This window comes from Planococcus faecalis (genome assembly GCF_002009235.1).
Classification (GTDB): domain Bacteria; phylum Bacillota; class Bacilli; order Bacillales_A; family Planococcaceae; genus Planococcus; species Planococcus kocurii.
This window is the reverse complement of record NZ_CP019401.1, coordinates 276688-295503: the sequence shown is the minus strand read 5'-3', so window position 1 is coordinate 295503 and position 18816 is coordinate 276688. Positions and strand designations below refer to the sequence as shown.

At 39.7% G+C, this 18816-nt stretch carries 18 protein-coding genes; 7 read left to right on the top strand and 11 right to left on the bottom strand.

The features are described from left to right. The first annotated feature begins 529 nt into the window (after positions 1 to 529). Together AJGP001_RS01575 and AJGP001_RS01570 are read left to right on the top strand one after the other, a co-directional pair. Positions 530 to 2554, top strand: coding sequence for a sensor domain-containing phosphodiesterase (locus AJGP001_RS01575; protein ID WP_078080077.1), 2025 nt, complete (start codon positions 530 to 532; stop codon positions 2552 to 2554). A gap of 138 nt (positions 2555 to 2692) precedes the next feature. Then, positions 2693 to 3514: a sensor domain-containing diguanylate cyclase gene (locus tag AJGP001_RS01570; protein WP_245830227.1), complete on the top strand. Its 822-nt coding sequence runs from the start codon at positions 2693 to 2695 to the stop codon at positions 3512 to 3514. Positions 3515 to 3565: 51 nt separating this feature from the next. Here AJGP001_RS01570 and AJGP001_RS01565 read toward each other — a convergent pair whose 3' ends face one another. From AJGP001_RS01565 to AJGP001_RS01545, 5 genes are all read right to left on the bottom strand, one after another. Further along, positions 3566 to 4645 carry a M42 family metallopeptidase gene (locus AJGP001_RS01565; RefSeq protein WP_078080076.1) on the bottom strand — a complete coding sequence of 360 codons (1080 nt, stop codon included), beginning with the start codon at positions 4643 to 4645 and terminating at the stop codon, positions 3566 to 3568. Positions 4646 to 4661: 16 nt separating this feature from the next. Beyond that, positions 4662 to 6263: an ABC transporter substrate-binding protein gene (locus AJGP001_RS01560; RefSeq protein ID WP_481861820.1), complete on the bottom strand. Its 1602-nt coding sequence runs from the start codon at positions 6261 to 6263 to the stop codon at positions 4662 to 4664. Positions 6264 to 6550: 287 nt separating this feature from the next. After that, a complete protein-coding gene (locus AJGP001_RS01555) occupies positions 6551 to 7555 on the bottom strand; it encodes a S8 family peptidase (RefSeq protein WP_071153404.1) in 1005 nt (334 codons plus the stop codon). Between the two features lie 118 nt (positions 7556 to 7673). Further along, positions 7674 to 9209 (bottom strand): solute symporter family protein, encoded by a 1536-nt coding sequence (locus AJGP001_RS01550; protein ID WP_058386587.1) that lies wholly within the window; start codon positions 9207 to 9209, stop codon positions 7674 to 7676. After that, on the bottom strand, positions 9206 to 9607 hold the full coding sequence (locus tag AJGP001_RS01545; RefSeq protein ID WP_425439666.1) for a DUF485 domain-containing protein: 402 nt from the start codon (positions 9605 to 9607) through the stop codon (positions 9206 to 9208). Before AJGP001_RS01545 ends, AJGP001_RS01550 begins: the two co-directional genes overlap by 4 nt. Before the next feature lie 247 nt (positions 9608 to 9854). Here AJGP001_RS01545 and AJGP001_RS01540 point away from each other — a divergent pair, with 247 nt between their 5' ends. Beyond that, positions 9855 to 10916, top strand: a complete 1062-nt coding sequence (locus AJGP001_RS01540; RefSeq protein WP_071153403.1) for a saccharopine dehydrogenase family protein — start codon at positions 9855 to 9857, stop codon at positions 10914 to 10916. Between the two features lie 48 nt (positions 10917 to 10964). Here AJGP001_RS01540 and AJGP001_RS01535 read toward each other — a convergent pair whose 3' ends face one another. From AJGP001_RS01535 to AJGP001_RS01525, 3 genes are all read right to left on the bottom strand, one after another. Then, positions 10965 to 11714: an ABC transporter permease gene (locus AJGP001_RS01535; RefSeq protein ID WP_058386589.1), complete on the bottom strand. Its 750-nt coding sequence runs from the start codon at positions 11712 to 11714 to the stop codon at positions 10965 to 10967. Continuing rightward, positions 11711 to 12442: an ABC transporter ATP-binding protein gene (locus tag AJGP001_RS01530; protein WP_078080074.1), complete on the bottom strand. Its 732-nt coding sequence runs from the start codon at positions 12440 to 12442 to the stop codon at positions 11711 to 11713. Before AJGP001_RS01530 ends, AJGP001_RS01535 begins: the two co-directional genes overlap by 4 nt. Before the next feature lie 65 nt (positions 12443 to 12507). Next, complete coding sequence (locus AJGP001_RS01525) at positions 12508 to 13005, bottom strand: ferritin (RefSeq protein WP_058386591.1); 498 nt, start codon at positions 13003 to 13005, stop codon at positions 12508 to 12510. Between the two features lie 236 nt (positions 13006 to 13241). Between AJGP001_RS01525 and AJGP001_RS01520 the strand changes: the two genes are divergently transcribed. The 3 genes from AJGP001_RS01520 to AJGP001_RS01510 are packed head-to-tail and all read left to right on the top strand — an operon-like array spanning position 13242 to position 15662. Beyond that, positions 13242 to 14003: a GTP cyclohydrolase II gene (locus AJGP001_RS01520; RefSeq protein WP_058386592.1), complete on the top strand. Its 762-nt coding sequence runs from the start codon at positions 13242 to 13244 to the stop codon at positions 14001 to 14003. Next, on the top strand, positions 13990 to 15093 hold the full coding sequence (ribD, locus tag AJGP001_RS01515) for a bifunctional diaminohydroxyphosphoribosylaminopyrimidine deaminase/5-amino-6-(5-phosphoribosylamino)uracil reductase RibD (RefSeq protein ID WP_071153402.1): 1104 nt from the start codon (positions 13990 to 13992) through the stop codon (positions 15091 to 15093). Before AJGP001_RS01520 ends, ribD begins: the two co-directional genes overlap by 14 nt. Next, the gene (locus AJGP001_RS01510; protein WP_078080073.1) at positions 15090 to 15662 is read left to right on the top strand and encodes a 5' nucleotidase, NT5C type; all 573 of its coding nucleotides are present in this window, start codon (positions 15090 to 15092) and stop codon (positions 15660 to 15662) included. Before ribD ends, AJGP001_RS01510 begins: the two co-directional genes overlap by 4 nt. A 312-nt stretch (positions 15663 to 15974) precedes the next feature. On the opposite strand, the gene AJGP001_RS17615 is transcribed toward AJGP001_RS01510, so the two are convergent. The 3 genes from AJGP001_RS17615 to hisC form a co-directional block, all read right to left on the bottom strand. After that, positions 15975 to 16121: a hypothetical protein gene (locus tag AJGP001_RS17615; RefSeq protein ID WP_245830226.1), complete on the bottom strand. Its 147-nt coding sequence runs from the start codon at positions 16119 to 16121 to the stop codon at positions 15975 to 15977. A 79-nt stretch (positions 16122 to 16200) separates the two neighbouring features. After that, positions 16201 to 16500: a hypothetical protein gene (locus AJGP001_RS01500; protein WP_071153401.1), complete on the bottom strand. Its 300-nt coding sequence runs from the start codon at positions 16498 to 16500 to the stop codon at positions 16201 to 16203. A gap of 163 nt (positions 16501 to 16663) precedes the next feature. Then, a complete protein-coding gene (gene hisC / locus AJGP001_RS01495; protein WP_078080072.1) occupies positions 16664 to 17773 on the bottom strand; it encodes a histidinol-phosphate transaminase in 1110 nt (369 codons plus the stop codon). 266 nt (positions 17774 to 18039) lie between these two features. On the opposite strand from hisC, the gene AJGP001_RS01490 reads away from it, so the two are divergent. Further along, the gene (locus tag AJGP001_RS01490; protein ID WP_078080071.1) at positions 18040 to 18777 is read left to right on the top strand and encodes a SurA N-terminal domain-containing protein; all 738 of its coding nucleotides are present in this window, start codon (positions 18040 to 18042) and stop codon (positions 18775 to 18777) included. The last annotated feature ends 39 nt before the right edge of the window (positions 18778 to 18816 follow it).

Genomic DNA, 18816 nt, shown 5'->3' with positions numbered 1-18816 from the left:
AGAGTATCGATTTGGACTTCTTGAAGTGAAGGGTATCTTACACATTAGCGACTACTGACATATGTGTCGATTATCTTTGAACACTGAAATTGTTGATACACCCCTAATCAATCTATAATTAATCCACTGAACAAGCTTAAAACAGTTCTTTTGACCTTTTTTACATGCAAAAAAAATAAAAAAATCTTCTTTTGCTTTAAATCGGGATTATTCGATTTCAATATTCATAAGGAAATCATATATCGCAAAAAAATACCTATTTCAAATTAGGTATAAGACTCATATAATTAGTTACTAATACCGAATACAATAAGTATATGTATTCACTCTACCTATACTATAATTATTAAATTTCTTTGAAAACTGCAATTAGATAGATGTAAGTCTCTTTCAATAGTGACAAAAGAATTGCACCTATTTTAATGATTACAACTATCCATTCCCTTAGCTGTATTTACGTTATTTGAAAGTCTTTAGCAATGTTTTTAACATATGAAAGTAAATTTGAGATTGGTGGGTATGATTACGTATGCAAAATACAGAGTTACAACTATACAAATCAACCGAAATACTAGGAGACTTCATCATTATCCTTAGTAGTGATGGCATCATTGTCCATTCCAGTCAAAATTGGAAAAAGTATTGTCAGAAGCATCAAACGGAAAATGCTCTTTGGGAAGTTGGAGAAAACTACTTTAATAGCTTAGAAAAATCGAATAAATTTAACGAACTCCAATGTTTAAAAGATGTCTTAACTGGAGTCGAAGAAGAAAAATTTCAGTTATCCTTATTTTATACACAGGAAAAAATAGATTATTTATCTGTGCATTATCAACAGTTTTTATTCACTAATAATTCAAAGGGAATTATTTTGCATAAACAATTGGTAACGAATAAACCCGCACCCCCTTCTTTAGACACAGAAGTTATTCTTGAAAATATGACGGATGCCTTTTTTCTTCTAGACGATCAAATGAAGTTTTACTTTTTAAATTCAGAGTCAGAAAAGGTTTTTCAATGCAAAAAAGAAGACATGCTTGGCCGTACCCTTTGGAATTGCTTTCCTGCAGCTGTAGGAACTGAATTTTATTCAAAATGTAATCATGCTATGGAAAAACGAGTTACTGTTCAGTTTAAAGATTTCTATGCTCCGTTAAATAATTGGTTCAATGTCAAAGCATCCCCAGTTAAAGATGGTGGATTGGCTGTATATTTCCAAAAAAATAATAGTGACTATAACATAGAAGCCGAACGCCAAAAGATTCCCTATACCGATTATTTAACTAGTTGGCCGACTCGTACAAAGTTTGAGGAGGAACTAGAAAAAATTCTATATGAAAAGAAAGCTTTTTCTCTCTTTTATATCAACTTAGATAACTTCAAATACATCAATACACTTTATAACCATCGAACAGGTGACGAAATCATCAAAAGCATAGCGAAAAATTTGGAGAAACTACTTGATCAGAAAGATTTAGTTGGACGCCTCGACGGTGACGAACTAGTCTTTCTTCACTTGCATCGAGGAGACGAAAACATTATACACTTTGCAGAAAAGGTTAGAGAACTCTTTACCCATCCTATCGTTCTAGAAGATCTCCGCTCAATTACGGTGAACGCGAGTATTGGTGTCTATTCTTATTTACAAGGTAACTATAGTGTTGAAAATCTAATTTCTTTCTCAGAGACTGCTATGCGTGCTGCTAAAAAGCAAAACGGTTCTTCTTGCTGCTTTTTCCAGCCAAGTATGAGAGTTGATTTGAACCGACGACTAGTAATTGAAAAGAGCTTGTCAGGAAATGTAAAAGAACTTGGCTTCTACTTTGTCATTCAACCTCAAATTAATTGTGATACCGGTGAACTTGTCGGTGTTGAAGTACTGTCAAGATGGAATCACCCAACACTCGGACCTATTTCCCCGATTGAATTCATTACGATTGCAGAAGAAACAGGTACTATTTCAAATTTAACAAACTGTCTGCTGAAGGATGTCTTTTCTTTTATTAATTGCACAAAAAATCAGGGTGATATTTTCCCTAAAACTGCTATTAATGTGACAGCATCCTTACTTTCAAGTAAAACATTCTTTAAAGAGTTGTTTCTACTTATGGAGCAAAATCAGATATCCTCTGAACAAATTGAAATTGAAATTACCGAAAGTGTAGAATTGACCTATTCGGAAATCACTCTGGCTAACTTGATAACTTGTCAGTCAAAAGGTATATCAATTGCTTTAGACGATTTCGGTACTGGCTTTTCGATGCTATCGTATTTAATGGACTATCCAATCGATAAAATTAAACTAGATAAATCGTTTGTTAGCAAGATTGGTCAGGATGAAAAATCCGAAGCTGTTCTCAAATCTCTTATTCAATTTGTAAAAGGGGTTGGCTGTACATTACTAGCAGAAGGCGTAGAAACACAAGAAGAATCTCTATTCTTACAAGCGAATGGATGCCCTATTCACCAAGGCTACTTTCACGATAAGCCTTTGCTACCAAAAGATTTCTTAACAAAATATATAGGTGTTTTGAATCAGAAAAAAAGGGAATAATGTGTAGGGAATATCACACAAACTTATCGCTTATATAGAAAGATGCTGATTGTATTGGAAACGCAAGTTAATACTTTTCTGTCAATTGACCCAAAAATAAATGATTCTATCCTGAATTCTTTAAAGGATCAAATCTGTTTGATCGATTTGAATGGGACCATCTGCTTTACAAACAAAGAATGGAATCGATTTGCCGTAACAAACGGCGGTACTTTATCGAACTGTGGTATTGGCATAAATTATCTACAGCATTGCACAGAAGAACCTGCTGTATTTCAAGGGTTGCAGGCGATCTTAAAAGGAAACGCAGATTGCTTCAATTTTGAATATCCTTGTCATTCTTCTTCAACAAAAAGATGGTTTTCGATGCAAGCTACCCCTCTTCAAGCAAATGAAATTGCGATTGAAGGGATAGTCATTCGTCATGTAGACATTACAAAACAAAAACTTCTTGAACTCCAATTGAAAGAATATGCAGAGAAGGATTCACTGACTGCACTTTTTAATCGACGTTATTTCCAAGAGCAACTCACAAAAGAAGTAAATCTGGCTCTTCAAAACAAGACGCCGATATCTTTGTTGTACATTGATATGGACGATTTCAAAGGCATTAATGACACGCACGGTCATCCCGTCGGTGACAAAGTTTTAAAAAAGTTGGCGCTTCAGATTACAAATTCCGTAAGACTCTCTGATACTACAGCACGTATAGGTGGAGATGAGTTTGCGATACTGTTACCAAACACCAACAAAGTAGAATTAGAAATGATAGCGAACAGACTAAACCAAGAAATTCAGCAACTAAAAATCCAAGGACAGAATTGCCAAATCAACGTCACCGTATCAATAGGCGGTAAAAGTTTTACTAACGATTTCTCACTTAACTCCATGGTTGAATGGGTAGACGATGCGTTATATAGAGCAAAAGATAAAGGCAAAAACCAAGTAGTTATCGTTTAACTACTCATGCAAAAAGCCAAGCGCCTGATAATAGGCGCTTGGCTTTTTTATTCACGTGTCTAAAAAATCCTTTCCGACTAGTCTCTTTGAAGCAAAAATGAACGCTTCTACTAATCGAACTGTATTCTCTAAATCATCCAAATCAACAATTTCAATAGGTGTGTGCGTATAGCGCGAAGGAATAGATACTACGCCTGACGAAACTCCGGTCGACGTCATATGAATAGCTCCGGCATCCGTGCCAATACCCATAAAAATTTCATGTTGATGCGGAATGCTCTGTTCTACTGCGACTTTTTCTAAAAGTGATGTAACCAGCGGATGTGATATCAATGACTTGTCAGCGATTTTAATACAAGGACCACTCCCGAGCAGTCGCGTTCCTGTCATTAAAACATCGTACGTATCACTAGTCGGTGTCGTATCGATTGCTAACGCAAAATCCGGTTTGAGATTCGGTGATAATACAGAAGCCCCCCTTAACCCCACTTCTTCTTGGACCGTAAAGACACAGTAAATGTCTCCGTGCTTGTCTTTTTTGTTCGCTTGAATCTTGTTGATTAGTTCGATCAATACAGCACATCCTGCGCGGTCATCAAGTGCTTTGCCAACTACGCGATTGCGTTTTTTATCTCCAACTAACTTCAAGCCGCTGCCATAGCTAATTGGCTGGCCAACTTTAATGCCCATTTCAAGAACTTCTTCGGCCGTAGATGCACCGACGTCGATGTACAAATCACGATGAGAAGTAATCCGGTTCGGGTTGTCCCATTTCACATAATGGACAGATAAAGTGCCAATTACCCCTTCAATATACCCATTCGCACCTTTAATCGTTACAGACTGCGCTAACAGCACACGGTTATCGAATCCACCGAGTTGTTCAAAACGCAAGGTCCCATTCGCTTCAATTTTTTTGACGATAAAACCAATTTCATCTGCATGTGCTGCCAATAGAATAGATGGCAACTGAGCATCTGTTGCTTTTATTGTCGCAATTAAGTTACCTAGCGCATCGACTTGCAACCTATCTACTTTGTGCTGTATTTCCTCCTTGATAAAGCGCTGAACATCTTGTTCAAAACCACTTGGTCCTACTAATTCACATAGATTTTTCAGCAATTCGTACAAAGATCATCCACTCCCATTATTGATTTGATAAATAGACATCCGTCATTAAATCATTACTCATCGGATGTGGTTTATAATCTTCGACATAGTCGCTTTGTGCGAGCGGTGGAGTCGTATAAGCGAGCATTACCCACGGTGCGTCTTCTTGGAACACTGCTTGCGCTTCTTTATAAAGCTCAGTCCGCTTGTCTTGATCAATGGTTTCACGAGCTTCTGTAATTAATCCAGTAAATTCATCGCTCTTATAGAAGGCAATATTCTGTGCCGGCACTTGTGCATTGGTTTTACTTAAGTTGGGGTACAAGAAATTATCAGGATCTGCCATGACACCCGTCCAACCGTACATAGCCATACTATGCTTGCCATTTTTGGTATCTTCTAAATAAGTTGCCCATTCCATCGAGACGATTTCAGCTGTAATTCCAATCTCAGCCAAATCTGACTGGATTGCTTCAGCAATTTTCATTGGTTCCGGCAAATAAGGACGCGGATTGCTCATTGTGTACAATTCCGTTTTAAAACCATCTGCGAATCCTGCTTCAGCTAATAGCTTTTTCGCTTCTTCGACATTGTAATCGTATTTTTTCAACGTATCATCATGACTCCATAGTGAAGGAGGCAATGGACTCGTTGCAGTGTCCGCTAACCCATTATAGAATGCATCTACAATTTCTTCTTTATTGATTGCCATATTGATTGCTTTTCGGACTAATGGATCATCAAATGGTTCTTTTTCCATATTGAAGGCCATGTAGCCGATATTGAAGCTTGGACGCTTCTGCAGCTCTAGCCCTTCTGTTTCTTCTACAATATTCGTATCACCCGCGTTCATTCCATCTAAGACATCAATTTCTCCCGTTTGCAGAGCGTTCAATCGTGCTGCATTTTCAGGGATTACTTGATAGATAAGTTTATCCAAATAAGGTTTTCCATCCATCCAGTACTCCGGATTTTTCGCTAAGGTAATGGTACTGTTACGGCTCCACTCTTCAAACTGGAACGGTCCAGTGCCTACCGGATGCTCGTACAATTTGTCACCATACTGCTCAATAGCAGCTGGACTTGCAATCCCGAACATCGAAATAGCTAAATAACTAAGGAATGGCGCAGTTTTGCGTGTCAATTTGATTTCGAGTTCATGCTCCTTTGTTGCTTTGACAGACTCGATTAAGTGGTTTTCGTCTCCTTTAAATCCGCCGTAGAGGAATGGATAATAAGCGAAATCTCCTTGGTGGTAAGGATTTTCAGGGTCCATCCATCGTTCAAAGTTAAAGACTACAGCGTCTGCATTAAAGTCAGTTCCATCGTGGAATTTGACGCCTTCACGCAATTGGAATGTCCAAGTCAACCCATCTTCACTCGAACTATACTCAGTTGCTAATTTCGGCTGCAATTCTAAATTTTGATCGTATTCCAACAACGTTTCGAAAACATTGTGAGTGACTCGGATGGACTCACCATCTGTTACATTGATTGGATCCAATCCGACAGAGTCAGCTCCGCGACCATAAATCAATGTGCCACCTTGCTTATCTTCTTCTGTCATTTCTTTTCCATCATTTTCGGAACTTGTGGTTTCCGTCTGTCCAGAACAAGCCGTAAGCAGTAAAACCAACATCAGTAAAAGATAAATGGATCGATGCGTTTTTTTCTTCACTCTTTTTCCTCCTCGACTGTTTTTAGCGTCTTTCTTCTGCATAACGGAACTTAATCTAGTCAATTCACAGACAAAAAGAAGATATTTAAAGTATAATCATTTAAAAACGAATTATCAAATTAATATTTATTTATTCTGTTTATTAAGTTTTTAAGAGATACGTTCGTGAACCTCTTCTTTTAACGCGCTCATTTAATTTTTAGCATAAAAAAGCCATCCGCGCGTCTTGACTAGGATGGCTTTGCTCATTATAACTTTCTTGGATCTGTTTTTTCATTTGCACGATACGATTTGTTCATCACTTTAAACAATTGCTCGATTTTATTCAAAATATCCAATGACAACAAGCCATTTCCTTCTGCCGTTTTTGGATAGCCAAGCGGCATCGTGCGCCGAACTAGTTGAGCGTATAATTCAGCTTCTGTCAGTTCACGGGCAAATTCTTTTTCTGCAATATTTTTAATTAAGGCTAAAGCGCCAGAGACATGCGGTGTCGCCATTGAAGTGCCTGACAAACTGGCGTATTTTCCTCCTGGGAAGGTTGAATAGATATCGACACCTGGAGCTACCAAATCAATTTCATCATTCGTATTACTGAAATTCGCAATCTTGCGCTGAAAATTCACTGCTCCTACTTGAATTACTTCTCCGTATGCTCCTGGATAAGCAAATTCGTTCGTATCGTATGCGTCATCTCCTTCATTGCCTGCCGCACAGACAACGGGTATTCCTGCACCTACAGAACGCTTGATTACGTCATGAAGTTCAACTACATCTTCTGGACCACCGAGCGACATCGAAATGACTGTTACTGTCTCTCCGTTTGGCCCTCTCCAATCAATCGCAAATTGAATGCCGTCGATAATTCCTTGATATTCTCCGCCACCTTCACCCGCCAACACTTTGATTATCAGCAACTGAGCAGATGGTGCCACTCCCGCTATTCCCCCTTCTTTTCTATAGGAAGCTGCGACTGTTCCGGCTACATGTGTGCCATGACCATTATTATCATCAAAATTCGATGCATCTCCATTAAAATCTGGTGTAAAATTCTTTCCACCAATGATTCGGTCTTGCAAGTCAGGATGATCCTTTTGACAACCTGTATCTAAAATGGCAATGATTGTTCCCTGTCCTTTTTCTGCCGCTTCCCAAACTTCTGGAGCTTCAATCATGCGCACTCCTTCTGGAATTTGCGGGGGTCTTTCAGTTATTTCTTCTACGCGGTAAGGAATTAAATGTAACTTCGCCATTTATGTCACTCCCTTAACTTCCGATTTTTTTCTTACTGTCCTAATTCGTCGCAGTCTTTCTAAATCCTTTATTATTCACAAAAAATCGATACCCGTTAAGGCATCGATTTCCCTTTTTTTATAATTGTCTAAAGCCGCCGGTATTTGCACGGACATTGACCTCGGAGTATTTCTTGAGATCGCGTTCTTTTGATAGCATCGTTCCGACCCAACCGCCGATAAATCCAAGCGGCACAGAGAACAAAGCAGGATTGGTTAATGGGAAGATCGGATCACCGACAAAAATTGCTGCTCCCGCTTCAGGACTCATTACGCTCGGGCTGAGTGATACGAGCACCAAAGCCGAAATTAAGCCCGTTAAAATCGCTGATACCGCACCGGTTGTATTAAAGCGTTTCCAGAAAATCGTGTAAATGATAACCGGTAGATTAGCGCTAGCTGCAATACAAAATGCTAGCGATACTAGGAATGCAACGTTCAAACTTTGGGCGAAAATCGCTAGCAGGATAGAAAACGCTGATACGCCAAGAGACGCATAACGAGCAGCCAACATTTGCTGATGTTCGGTTGCTTGGCCTTTTTTGATAATTTGACCATAAATATCATGAGCAAACGCTGATGCACCTGTCAAAACTAGTCCTGCTACTACTGCAAGAATCGTTGCGAATGCCACTGCTGAAATGAACGACATCAATACGTCGCCACCTAGCGCTTGGGCAAGAAGCGGTGCTGCCATATTTCCGGCTGGGTTTGTCGCAGTAATCAAATCAGATCCGACAAAAGCAGCTGCCCCAAAACCAAGGAAGATGGTCATGACATAGAAAATCCCAACAATCCATGTAGCCCACATCACTGAGCTTCTTGCCGTTTTGGCGTCTTTAACAGTAAAGAAACGCATCAGAATGTGCGGCAGTCCTGCAGTTCCCAAGACCAAAGCTAGCATTAATGAAATGGTATCTAGTGGAATTTTGTATTTTACGCCAGGACTTAAATAAGCTTCTCCGTGCGGCGTTGCCGTCTTCATTTGCGTAAACATTTCTAAAATATTGAAGTTGAAATTCTTCAGTACGAGGAAAGACAAGATAACCGTACCAATCATCAACAGCACCGCCTTGATAATCTGCACCCAACTTGTGGCTGTCATCCCACCGAACAATACATAAATGGTCATCATAATGCCAACAAGCAGAACAGCCCATATGTAATCAATGCCAAACAGCAATTGAATCAATGCCCCTGCCCCAACCAATTGGGCAATCATGTAGAAAATAACGATGGTAATGGAACTTAACGCTGCTGCTCCGCGAACTTTTTTCGCATTAAAGCGTGCGTTAATCATGTCAGCAAGCGTATATTTCCCTAAATTACGGAGCGGTTCAGCCACGATGAAAAGAACGACCAAATACGCTACCAAATAACCGATAGAAAACAAGAACCCATCAAAACCAAACAAAGCGATGGCTCCCGCAATTCCTAGAAAAGAGGCTGCTGACAAATAGTCCCCAGCAATAGCTAGTCCATTTTGCCAACCAGTTAATCCGCCTCCTGCTGTGTAGAAATCACTAGCAGAATTCGTTCGTTTCGCTGCAAAATAAGTAATAACAAGCGTAATCCCAACAATAAAAACGAAAATGGCTATAACCGTAACATTCATTTAGGTTCCTCCTCGTCATAGTCAAATTCCTTCAACGTGGCTTTAGCCATTTCATCGAACTTCGCCGCACGTCTCATGTAAACAGTTACAAGAATCCACGTCATTGCAAACAATCCGAAAGCAAAAACCCATACCCATGTGATATCTCCAATAAAAGTTGCGTTCAACCAAGTTGTATACGAAATAACAATATTAAACAAAAGATAAAGTCCTAAAAACAGAATTGTTGTCGGAATTAAAAAGCGCTTTTTTCTGCTCATTAATTCCCTGAAACTTGATGAATTTTCTATCTTTTCGAAATCAGGCATGCTACCAGACTGTCTAGCATGCACGTACTCTTCGTCGTTTTTTTTACTATGGGTTTCATTTTCTGCAATTTCCTTCGTCAAATCTCTCACTCCTTTTTATTTTTTCTGAATACATAAATAATTAAAGCACCCCTCATTTTTATAGTCAATAATTATTTCTAAAAAATGTAAATATATCACTTATTCTTTTCAGCTTTTATGCTTCGTCCTTAACATACAAATTCATTTTGCAAACAGTTTGTTGCCCTCTATTAATGCGATTAGTACAACTGAACAAAGGATTTCTTTAGGTTTTCCAGAATACCTATAGAGGAGCTAAAAGTAAGGAGCCGATGAAATGAAAAAATGGATGATTTATGGGGCAAATGGCTACACAGGTGAGTTGATTGCTAGAGAAGCGGTAAGGAGAGGTATGTCTCCTGTACTTGGAGGACGTAGTGCCAAAAAAATTCAGGCCTTAGCAGAAGAACTATCATTAAATTTTCAAGCTTTTCCATTAGATGAACACGCAGCAGAGCAACTAGAAGAAATTGATTTGGTTCTTCACTGTGCCGGTCCGTTTCAACTAACGAGTGAACCGATGATTCAAGCTTGTCTATCTGCAAAAACACATTACTTAGACATTACAGGCGAGGTTTCTGTCTTTGAACATACTCATTTCTTACACACTCAAGCTGTCGAAAGAGCCATCATTTTATGTTCAGGTGTCGGCTTTGACGTCGTGCCAACAGACTGCATTGCCTTAAAATTAAAAGAAGAGTTACCGGATGCAGTTAACCTAGCACTCGGCTTTGATTCAGATTCTGGCGTTTCACCGGGAACATTTAAAACCATGATTCAAGGCTTGGGTTCTGGTAGCATGCATAGAAAAGAAGGTATCTTGGAAACCGTCCCGCTCGGCAAACAACAGCGGACCATCGATTTTGGTCGAGGTTCCTGCTCCGCTATGGGTATTCCTTGGGGCGATGTCTCGACTGCTTTCTACACAACAGGCATTCCGAACATCTCTACTTGGATTCCACTGCCCAAGTCACAAATCTATAGCGCCCGTCTAGTAGGTTCAACAGGACAGCTACTCGCGACAGACTGGGTGAAGCAAAAACTGCAAAAGCTAGTAGAGCAAAAAGTGACAGGTCCTGATCGCAAAAATCGCGCCAGTTCTCCTGCTTACATTTGGGGAGAAGCGATCAATCGTGAAGGCGTTAAAAAAGTTGCACGAATTCAAACGGCCAACGTCTATGATTTAACAATCTACAGTTCACTGGAAATTGTACGCCGCTTGCTAATCGAAAAAATTGAAGGCGGCTATTACACTCCAGCGGGTCTTTTCGGTTCAAGCCTTATCGAAGGATTGCCTGGTTCTGGATCTTTTGAACTCGATACGTTTTACCCTTCATAAGAAAAGGCACATTCGGTAATCGAATGTGCCTTTTCTTATGAATCAAAATCATTTTTTTATTAACTGCATGCGTTGGTTAAAAAGCGTCGGATACGACAAGAAACCAAGCATAACACTCGTTACAGCAGCGGTTGTCAGCAATAAGAACATGATGAGCAATTGGAATTGAACGGCTTGAATTGGATCTGCCCCTGCAATAATTTGTCCACTCATCATTCCTGGTAGCTGAACGAGTCCTACCGTTTTCTGGCTTTCAATTGTCGGAATCATGCTAGCCTTTATGGCTGTGATCAATTGTCTATGGATTGCCTGTTTCGGCGTTCCACCAAGAGACAAAATTAGCTCTGTTTGGTCTTGATTTGACTCGACTTCTGCTGTAAAACGATTCAGGAACAAAATCGACAACACCATGGAATTTCCGATAACCATTCCGCTAATGGGAATAATGTATTGGGCCGTAGCCGGAGTAATGGCAAAGCCGAGTAAAATACTTTGCGTCAATACTTCTACAGATAGTAAGGTGACGGCTACTTTTATCGTAATGCCTCGAATCGCCGATCCTTTTTTCTGGGCATTATGCGTAGCTGCTACAATCATTAAGCCAACCATTAAGAAAATATAGATGAGGCTTTCCGAATCAAAAACGAATTTCAAGACGTAACCGACTGCTAACAACTGCACAATCGAACGTAAAGTTGCGATAATTGTATCTTTTTCTAAGCCGAGGTTTAAGGTCTTGGACAATAAGAGAGGAATCGCTACAAAAATGAGGGTAATGGATAAAGTTAAGTAACTCATTCTGCCTCCCCCTTAACAAACTGCCGAACTCTGTCATTGACAGGATCATTGAGTAAATCACTTTCTCCTGTTTCCACGACTTCACCATCCATCATTACCCACGTATAATCCCCAATTTCAAGCGCTTGTTGAAGATTATGCGTAATCCAGATGATGGTCGTGCCGTATTTCCGGTTAATTTTGACGATCAGTTCTTCAATTTCCCGTAAGGACGTCCGATCTAAAGAAGAAGTGATTTCGTCAAGCAGTAAAACTGTCGGTTTGTTGACGAGTGTTCTCGCAATTGAAACCTTTTGGCGTTGACCACCGGACAAGTCTTTCACTTTCCTGTCCATCAACTCTTCTTCTAGTCCAACGTCATGCAATAATTCAATTGCTTCCTCTTTAGATAAAGAGTTGCCTTGTAATTCTAGCGGCAAGCTTAAATTCTCATAGACACTGCCGGTTATCATCGGTGCACTTTGAAGCGCTATTCCGACTAAGCGACGCAGTTTGACGGGCTCATAGCTTTCAATCGGCCGGTCTTTTATATAAACTTCTCCCGATTGAGTCGACAATAAGCCGTTACACAATTTTAAAAGCGTTGTCTTTCCTGCCCCCGATGGACCGACCAGCGTCGTAATTTTCCCTTCTGGAAAAGAGCCGGTAATCCCTTTTAACACAGGAGTTTTTGTAAATGAAAAATCAACGTGATTGAAATGAATTGCCGGCTTATAAGTTATCGTCATGAATCATCACTTCCTTTCAGACAGAAAAAACAGCACACCTTGTTCTGTGTGCTGCTTCGTTACTATTATGCTTCTAGCTTACGTTGTGCAAACTCATCGTCCATTTTTAGGAAGTATTCTCCACCTTCTTCGATGGCTTTTACTCTCGCAATGATGTCGCGGAACGATTTTTCTTCCTCCATTTGTTCTTCAACAAACCAATCAAGGAAAGACAGTGTCGCATGCTCTTCTAGTTCACCAGCTAATGTTACCAATGCGTAAATATTGCTCGTTACGCTTTTTTCTTGAGACAATGAGTTTTCAAGAACGTCCAACGCGCTGACAAAATGATTTTTGGGTTCAGTCAAAGCTTGTAGAACCGGTTTTTCATCCATCGTCACTAAATAATGATAAAATTTCATTGCATGGTAATGCTCTTCTTTTGATTGGATAAGATAGAAGTTTGCAAATCCATGAAAGCCTTTTTTCGAAAAATATGCGGCCATCGCAGTATAAGCATGTGCGGCCTGTAATTCGTTATTAAATTGATCGTTCAATGCGTTCGTCAGTTTTTCTGATAACATGTTTATTCCTCCTAGGCTCTTATTTATAATTATTATAATGTAGACAATATAACATAGCCTATCGAATTAATCAAATCAAATGAGAATATTTGTTTCTAATTGATAATAAATATCAATTATTAAGGAATTATACTTTATTTAAATGATAATAATTATCGTTAAGTACAAACCACTCACTTTTATCAACAGATTGTAGTACGATATATTGTATAAGAATTATATAAGGGGATGTTGGCATGCACGATATGAAATTAGATCCACAAGTCTTTGCCCTATTAAAAGAAAAAATCCAAATGATCCAGACTGAAGAAGGCGCCGTTTACTTGGTCGGCCCCATCCGTCTTCCTGTTGACTTATATAACGAAACGTTTATATTTAATTGGTATTGCTGGTTGAGCCTCGATGAAGTGACTGAGGATTACGAGAGCATTATTGAAAAACTGAACTCCGCAAACCTTGCTGAGTATCAGCAATCGAGCGTCCTCGTATACGGTGATTTTGAGAACAATGAAGATGCCTTGATTCGTATGCATTCTATTTGCCATACAGGCGATATTTTTGGCAGCAAGCGCTGCGACTGTGGTTTTCAATTAAAACAATCGATGAAACGAATTACTGACCATGGCACCGGTGCGTTATTTTATTTGGCGAATCATGAAGGTCGTGGCATTGGTTTGTTCAGCAAAGCGATGGCTTATGTACTTCAAGAAAATGGTTACGATACGGTCGAAGCTAATGAGAAATTAGGCTATGTAGACGATTCAAGAAATTACGGTGATGCTATTGCTGTATTGCAATCATTGCGTACCAAGCCCGTAACGTTAATGACGAATAACCCTAAAAAAGTTGCAGCTATTGAAAAAGCGGGACTTAAAATTGCATCAAGAACTTCCCTATGGGGAGACGAGTCTCAATACAACACGGATTATTTACAGACCAAAATTGAACGCTCAGGGCACCTTAAAGACGAGGAGGACATGATGCATGTCAAGCCATGAATTCTATATGGACTTTGCGCTCAGTAATGCACAAGCTTTAAAGGGCCAGACAGATCCAAATCCATTGGTCGGCTCTATCATTGTCAATAACAGCGGAATTGTCGGTATTGGAACTCACTTGAAAGCCGGCGAACCTCATGCCGAAATCCATGCACTTCGCATGGCGGGTGATAGGAGTCATGGCGCTACGATTTACGTAACGCTTGAACCTTGCTCCCATTTTGGGCGGACGGGACCGTGTGCACAAGCCATTATCGATGCCGGCATCAAAAGAGTTGTCGTGGCCACGTTGGATCCGAATCCACTGGTTTCCGGAAACGGTGTCCGGATGCTTCAAGACGCGGATATCGATGTAATCGTCGGCATACGCGAGGAAGAGTCACGAAAAATGAATGAAGTGTTCAATAAATTCATCGTCGGTAAAACCCCTTTCGTAACCTTGAAAGCCGCTTCTACACTTGATGGGAAAATTGCTACTCACTCTCTTGACAGCAAATGGATTACTTCTGAAGAAGCTCGATTGGATGTTCATCTATTACGGAGTCAGCATATGGCCATACTGGTGGGGGTGGGTACGGTAATTGAAGACGATCCTGAATTGACGGCTCGAATCCCAAATGGCCGCAATCCGCTTCGTATTGTTTTAGATTCCACATTACGTATTCCGCTTGATTCAAAGCTTTTGACAGATGGAATCGCAGATACTTGGATTTTTACAAGTCGAAATTGCGATAGTGATAAACGACAGGCATTAGAGAAGTTAGGTATTTCTATTTTTGCAACGAGTCACGATACGCAAGTGGATGTTTTAGATGTTGTTCGGACACTTGGTGAAAAAGGCATTTCATCGCTTTTTATCGAAGGTGGCGGTACCATCAATGCCGCATTTCTAGAAAATGACTTAATCGATAAAGTCGTGTTTTACTTTGCTCCTAAAATAGTCGGAGGCAAATTAGCACCGACTTTTATTGAAGGAACAGGTGTGGACTGGATGAAAGATGCCATCGATTTACGTGATGGTGAATTCAGCAAAATGGGCAAAGACTTTAAATTTACAGGCTATCCTGAAAAGCGAGGCAGCAGCATATGAAATTGGGTTTTGACATAGACGATACATTGATTAATTTGCGTGAATATGCCTTTCATTATTACCAACAGCAATTAGGTAAACGTGTGGACATTGATATTTTCCACACCTTGAATCGCGTCGAAATACATGAAGCGTTCGGATTGAGTGATGAAGAAGGCAAGGATTTGTGGAATCGCTCTTTGGATTTTTTGTATTTCACGGACTGTCCCCTCTACTTCGGGGCACTTGATCTATTGAAACAACTCGAATCAGGTGGTCACGACATCTACTATATAACATCACGTCCCCCAGAGTATGCTGACAATACGTTCAACTGGCTGATTGAAAAAGACTTCCCTATCGTAAGAGAAAACTTTTTCTGTGGCATGAAAGATTCGGAAAAAGTGAAGATCATTCAAAATTTGCAGCTGGATTATTATTTCGACGACAAGCCGGCTGTCTTGGATACTTTAACAAATACTCCTGTAAAAGTTATCGTCAAAGATCAATCTTATAATCGGCACCTCGATTTGCCACGTGTTGAAAATTGGGATGAGTTGGGCGATTTGATCAATAGTGAAATAAAGTAAGTTTCCAATCAAAAAAACCATTGAAGAATCGATTATTTTCCTTCTATGGTTTTTTGATGTATTCTATTACTTTCAAAATCGGAACTTCACTTTAATCAACTTTATCTTCTTCGCTCAATTGGCATTGCCCAAAAGCATCATCTAAGGTATCAAACCTCCCCAAGCGATGAACTTTTCCATTGCTGCTTTCCATGAAAGTATAAATCGTTACATGGCCACTTTGGTTTTGCCAAGTAACCTTCTGCACGCAAATCACTTCATCCCCTGTTGTATACTGTGTTGCGTCTCCATATGAACGTCCAACCCCTCAATTCATTTCCTTAGAACATCATGACCTTCTGCCGTAGCTCTTGGACCTACCAATTCAACGCGGAGATCTGATATTTCTAGTACTGCTTTAACATCTTTGTCGTTTACTTTGGTTGTCCATCTATCTGCAATTTTAAGATTGTCCTCCATAACCATCTCTCCTCTGTTATAGCCTAGCTTTTCTGCAACTCGATAGAATCGAAAAAGAAGACAGGAAAACCTATCTTCTTTAGTAATGTTTATTTTTCAGTTTTTTAAACGTTTCCACAAAGTGATCTGGATCTGTATAGACTTTGTACGTTAATACTCCCCTATGAGTATGCAGATACAACAAACTTGCTTCAGATGAAAAGGACTTATAAGATACATCCCATACGTTTGCTACTTGGAATTTCGTCGCAGAAGTTACCACGATATCTTCGTATAGGTGAATATTACATTCTGTATCGGTGATTTTTATTTCTCCAGATTCAATAGAACGCTCTGTATCAATGTAAGTGATGGACGACAATAAATTTACTTGGTCCAAGCTGGCATTCCTCCTATTCCTTAAGAATCTTTTCCTAGAAGTTTATCGTATAGGCAGGGTTTTAAGCAAAGCATACGTTTATACACAGCTCAAATCGTTAATGATGAATACACGAATTCGGTAGCCTATAAAAAAGATGCTCCTAGTTTCAGGAGCATCTTTTTTATGCTTGTTTAACTAATAATCCTTTTAAAACGTCAATAAAGAATTGATTTTCTTCTGTCGTCCCAACAGAAACACGGATGTAATCAGGTAAGCCCCAAATTTTCCCGTGACGAACAATGACACCTTTTGCCATTAGTTGTTTGTACAGTTCTTCGCCATCTTCACCCAGTTGCACTAATACGAAGTTGGCCATGCTTTCAACGTACGTTAACCCTAGGTCTTTAAAGGCTTTGTATAGTTGTTTACGTCCTGCTTTATTGGTTTCTTGGGAAGTCTGTACATGTTCAGTATCTTCAATTGCTGCAGTTGCTGCAATTTGTGCTAATGTATTGACGTTAAACGGTTCTTTTACTTTTAAAATCGATTGAATGATTGATTCAGGAGCGATTCCAAAGCCAACTCGTACTCCAGCAATACCATAAATTTTTGAGAAGGTCTCCAATGTTACGACTGACTGTCCCGCGTTGATGTATTCCACACCATTTGTGTAGTCCGCGGCATCAGCGAAATGATCGTAAGCCGCATCAATAACGACCAATACGTTATCAATCGCTTCTACTAATTTATCCAAATCTGATTTTGGTATATACGTACCTGTTGGATTGTTCGGCGTACAGATGTAAATAATTTTGGTTTTTTCTGTTACTGCTGCTAGTAACGCATCTACATCATATTCAAATCCTTCTTTGAATTTGACCGGTACAACTGTGGCACCCATAATATGTGCACCAAAATCATATTCACTGAATGACGGAGACGGAACAATGACTTCATCTCCAGCTTCGAGAAAAGCTTCAGAAATCAACGTAATCAATTCGTCAGCACCATTTGTTGTAATTACTTGTTGAGGAGTTACTTGAAATTTGTTAGCAATGGCTTTTTTCAATGCGCTCGCATCTGCATCAGGGTAACGGTTTAGTTCTGCCAATCCATTTTGAATCGCTGCTACCGCTTTAGGCGAAGGCCCTAATGGATTTTCGTTAGACGCCAATTTAATGACACGATCAAGTCCTAATTCTTTTTGCACTTCCCAGATTGGCTTTCCTGGTGAGTATGGTTGAATTTTGTCCAATGTTTTACGTGCTTTAATCGTATGTGAGCTTGTCATAGAGATTCCCCCAAAAGTATAAGTTATGTATCATTATCTACAGATTCCTACAATCATAACACGCTTAACGGACATTTCAAATCGAATCCACTAGCTAAATCGCCCTAGACATGCGGCTTACTCTAGCTTTCTAATTCTATTACTTGTCTATCTCTTATTATTATACCGAATTGCGGCTTTATTTGCACAAGCACGTACAACTATTTGTGCCACCCAATAAAATATGTTTTACTGTTAAGCAGACAGACTGAAAGAGGAGTTTTTAAATGATGAAGAAAATGAAATTTGCGTTCGCCCCAATTCTTTTATTGCTAACATTAGGCGCGTGCTCTGATCAGGAAGAAACTAAATCCGAAGAAAATACTGCGCCTGAAACGACTGAAGAAACAGCAGGTGAAAACACTCCTACCGAATCAGCTTTGGAATTACCGGAGCAAAAAGATGTAGTTGTTGTCGTGAATGAGGAAGAAATTTTGGGCAAAGTTTATAATAGTGTGGCTCGTCAACTGGAATCGTCATTAACTGCACAAGGTCAAGATGTGTCCGAAGATGAAAATGCTGCCCTTGTAAAAGAACAGGCATTGTCCGTATTGATTGGTAACAAAGTAATCTTGCAAGACGCAGCAAAAAAAGGCTATCAAGCAGATGAAAAAATAGTTGAAGAGCGCTTAGAAGAACTAAAGAGTCAGTTTGAATCGACAGAGGTAATGGACAAAGCCTTAAAAGAAACTGGCTTTACGCTAGCTGACATGGAAGTTCAGCTTCGTGAACAGTCGATTTACGAGCAGTATGTTGCAGAAGAGGTAACAGCAGGAGAAGTGACAGACGAAGAAGTGAAAACAGCTTATGATGGCTTTGCAGAAACTTCTGAAGAAGAAGCACCCGCTTTTGAAGAAATGGAGCCGACAATCCGCACATCTCTAGAAGAGCAAAAAACACAAGAGGCTGTAGTTGTTCAAATTGAAGAACTAAAGAAAACAGCTGAAATAGAAGTTAACATCTAATCAAAAACATCCTGCTCAAATTGAGCAGGATGTTTTTGA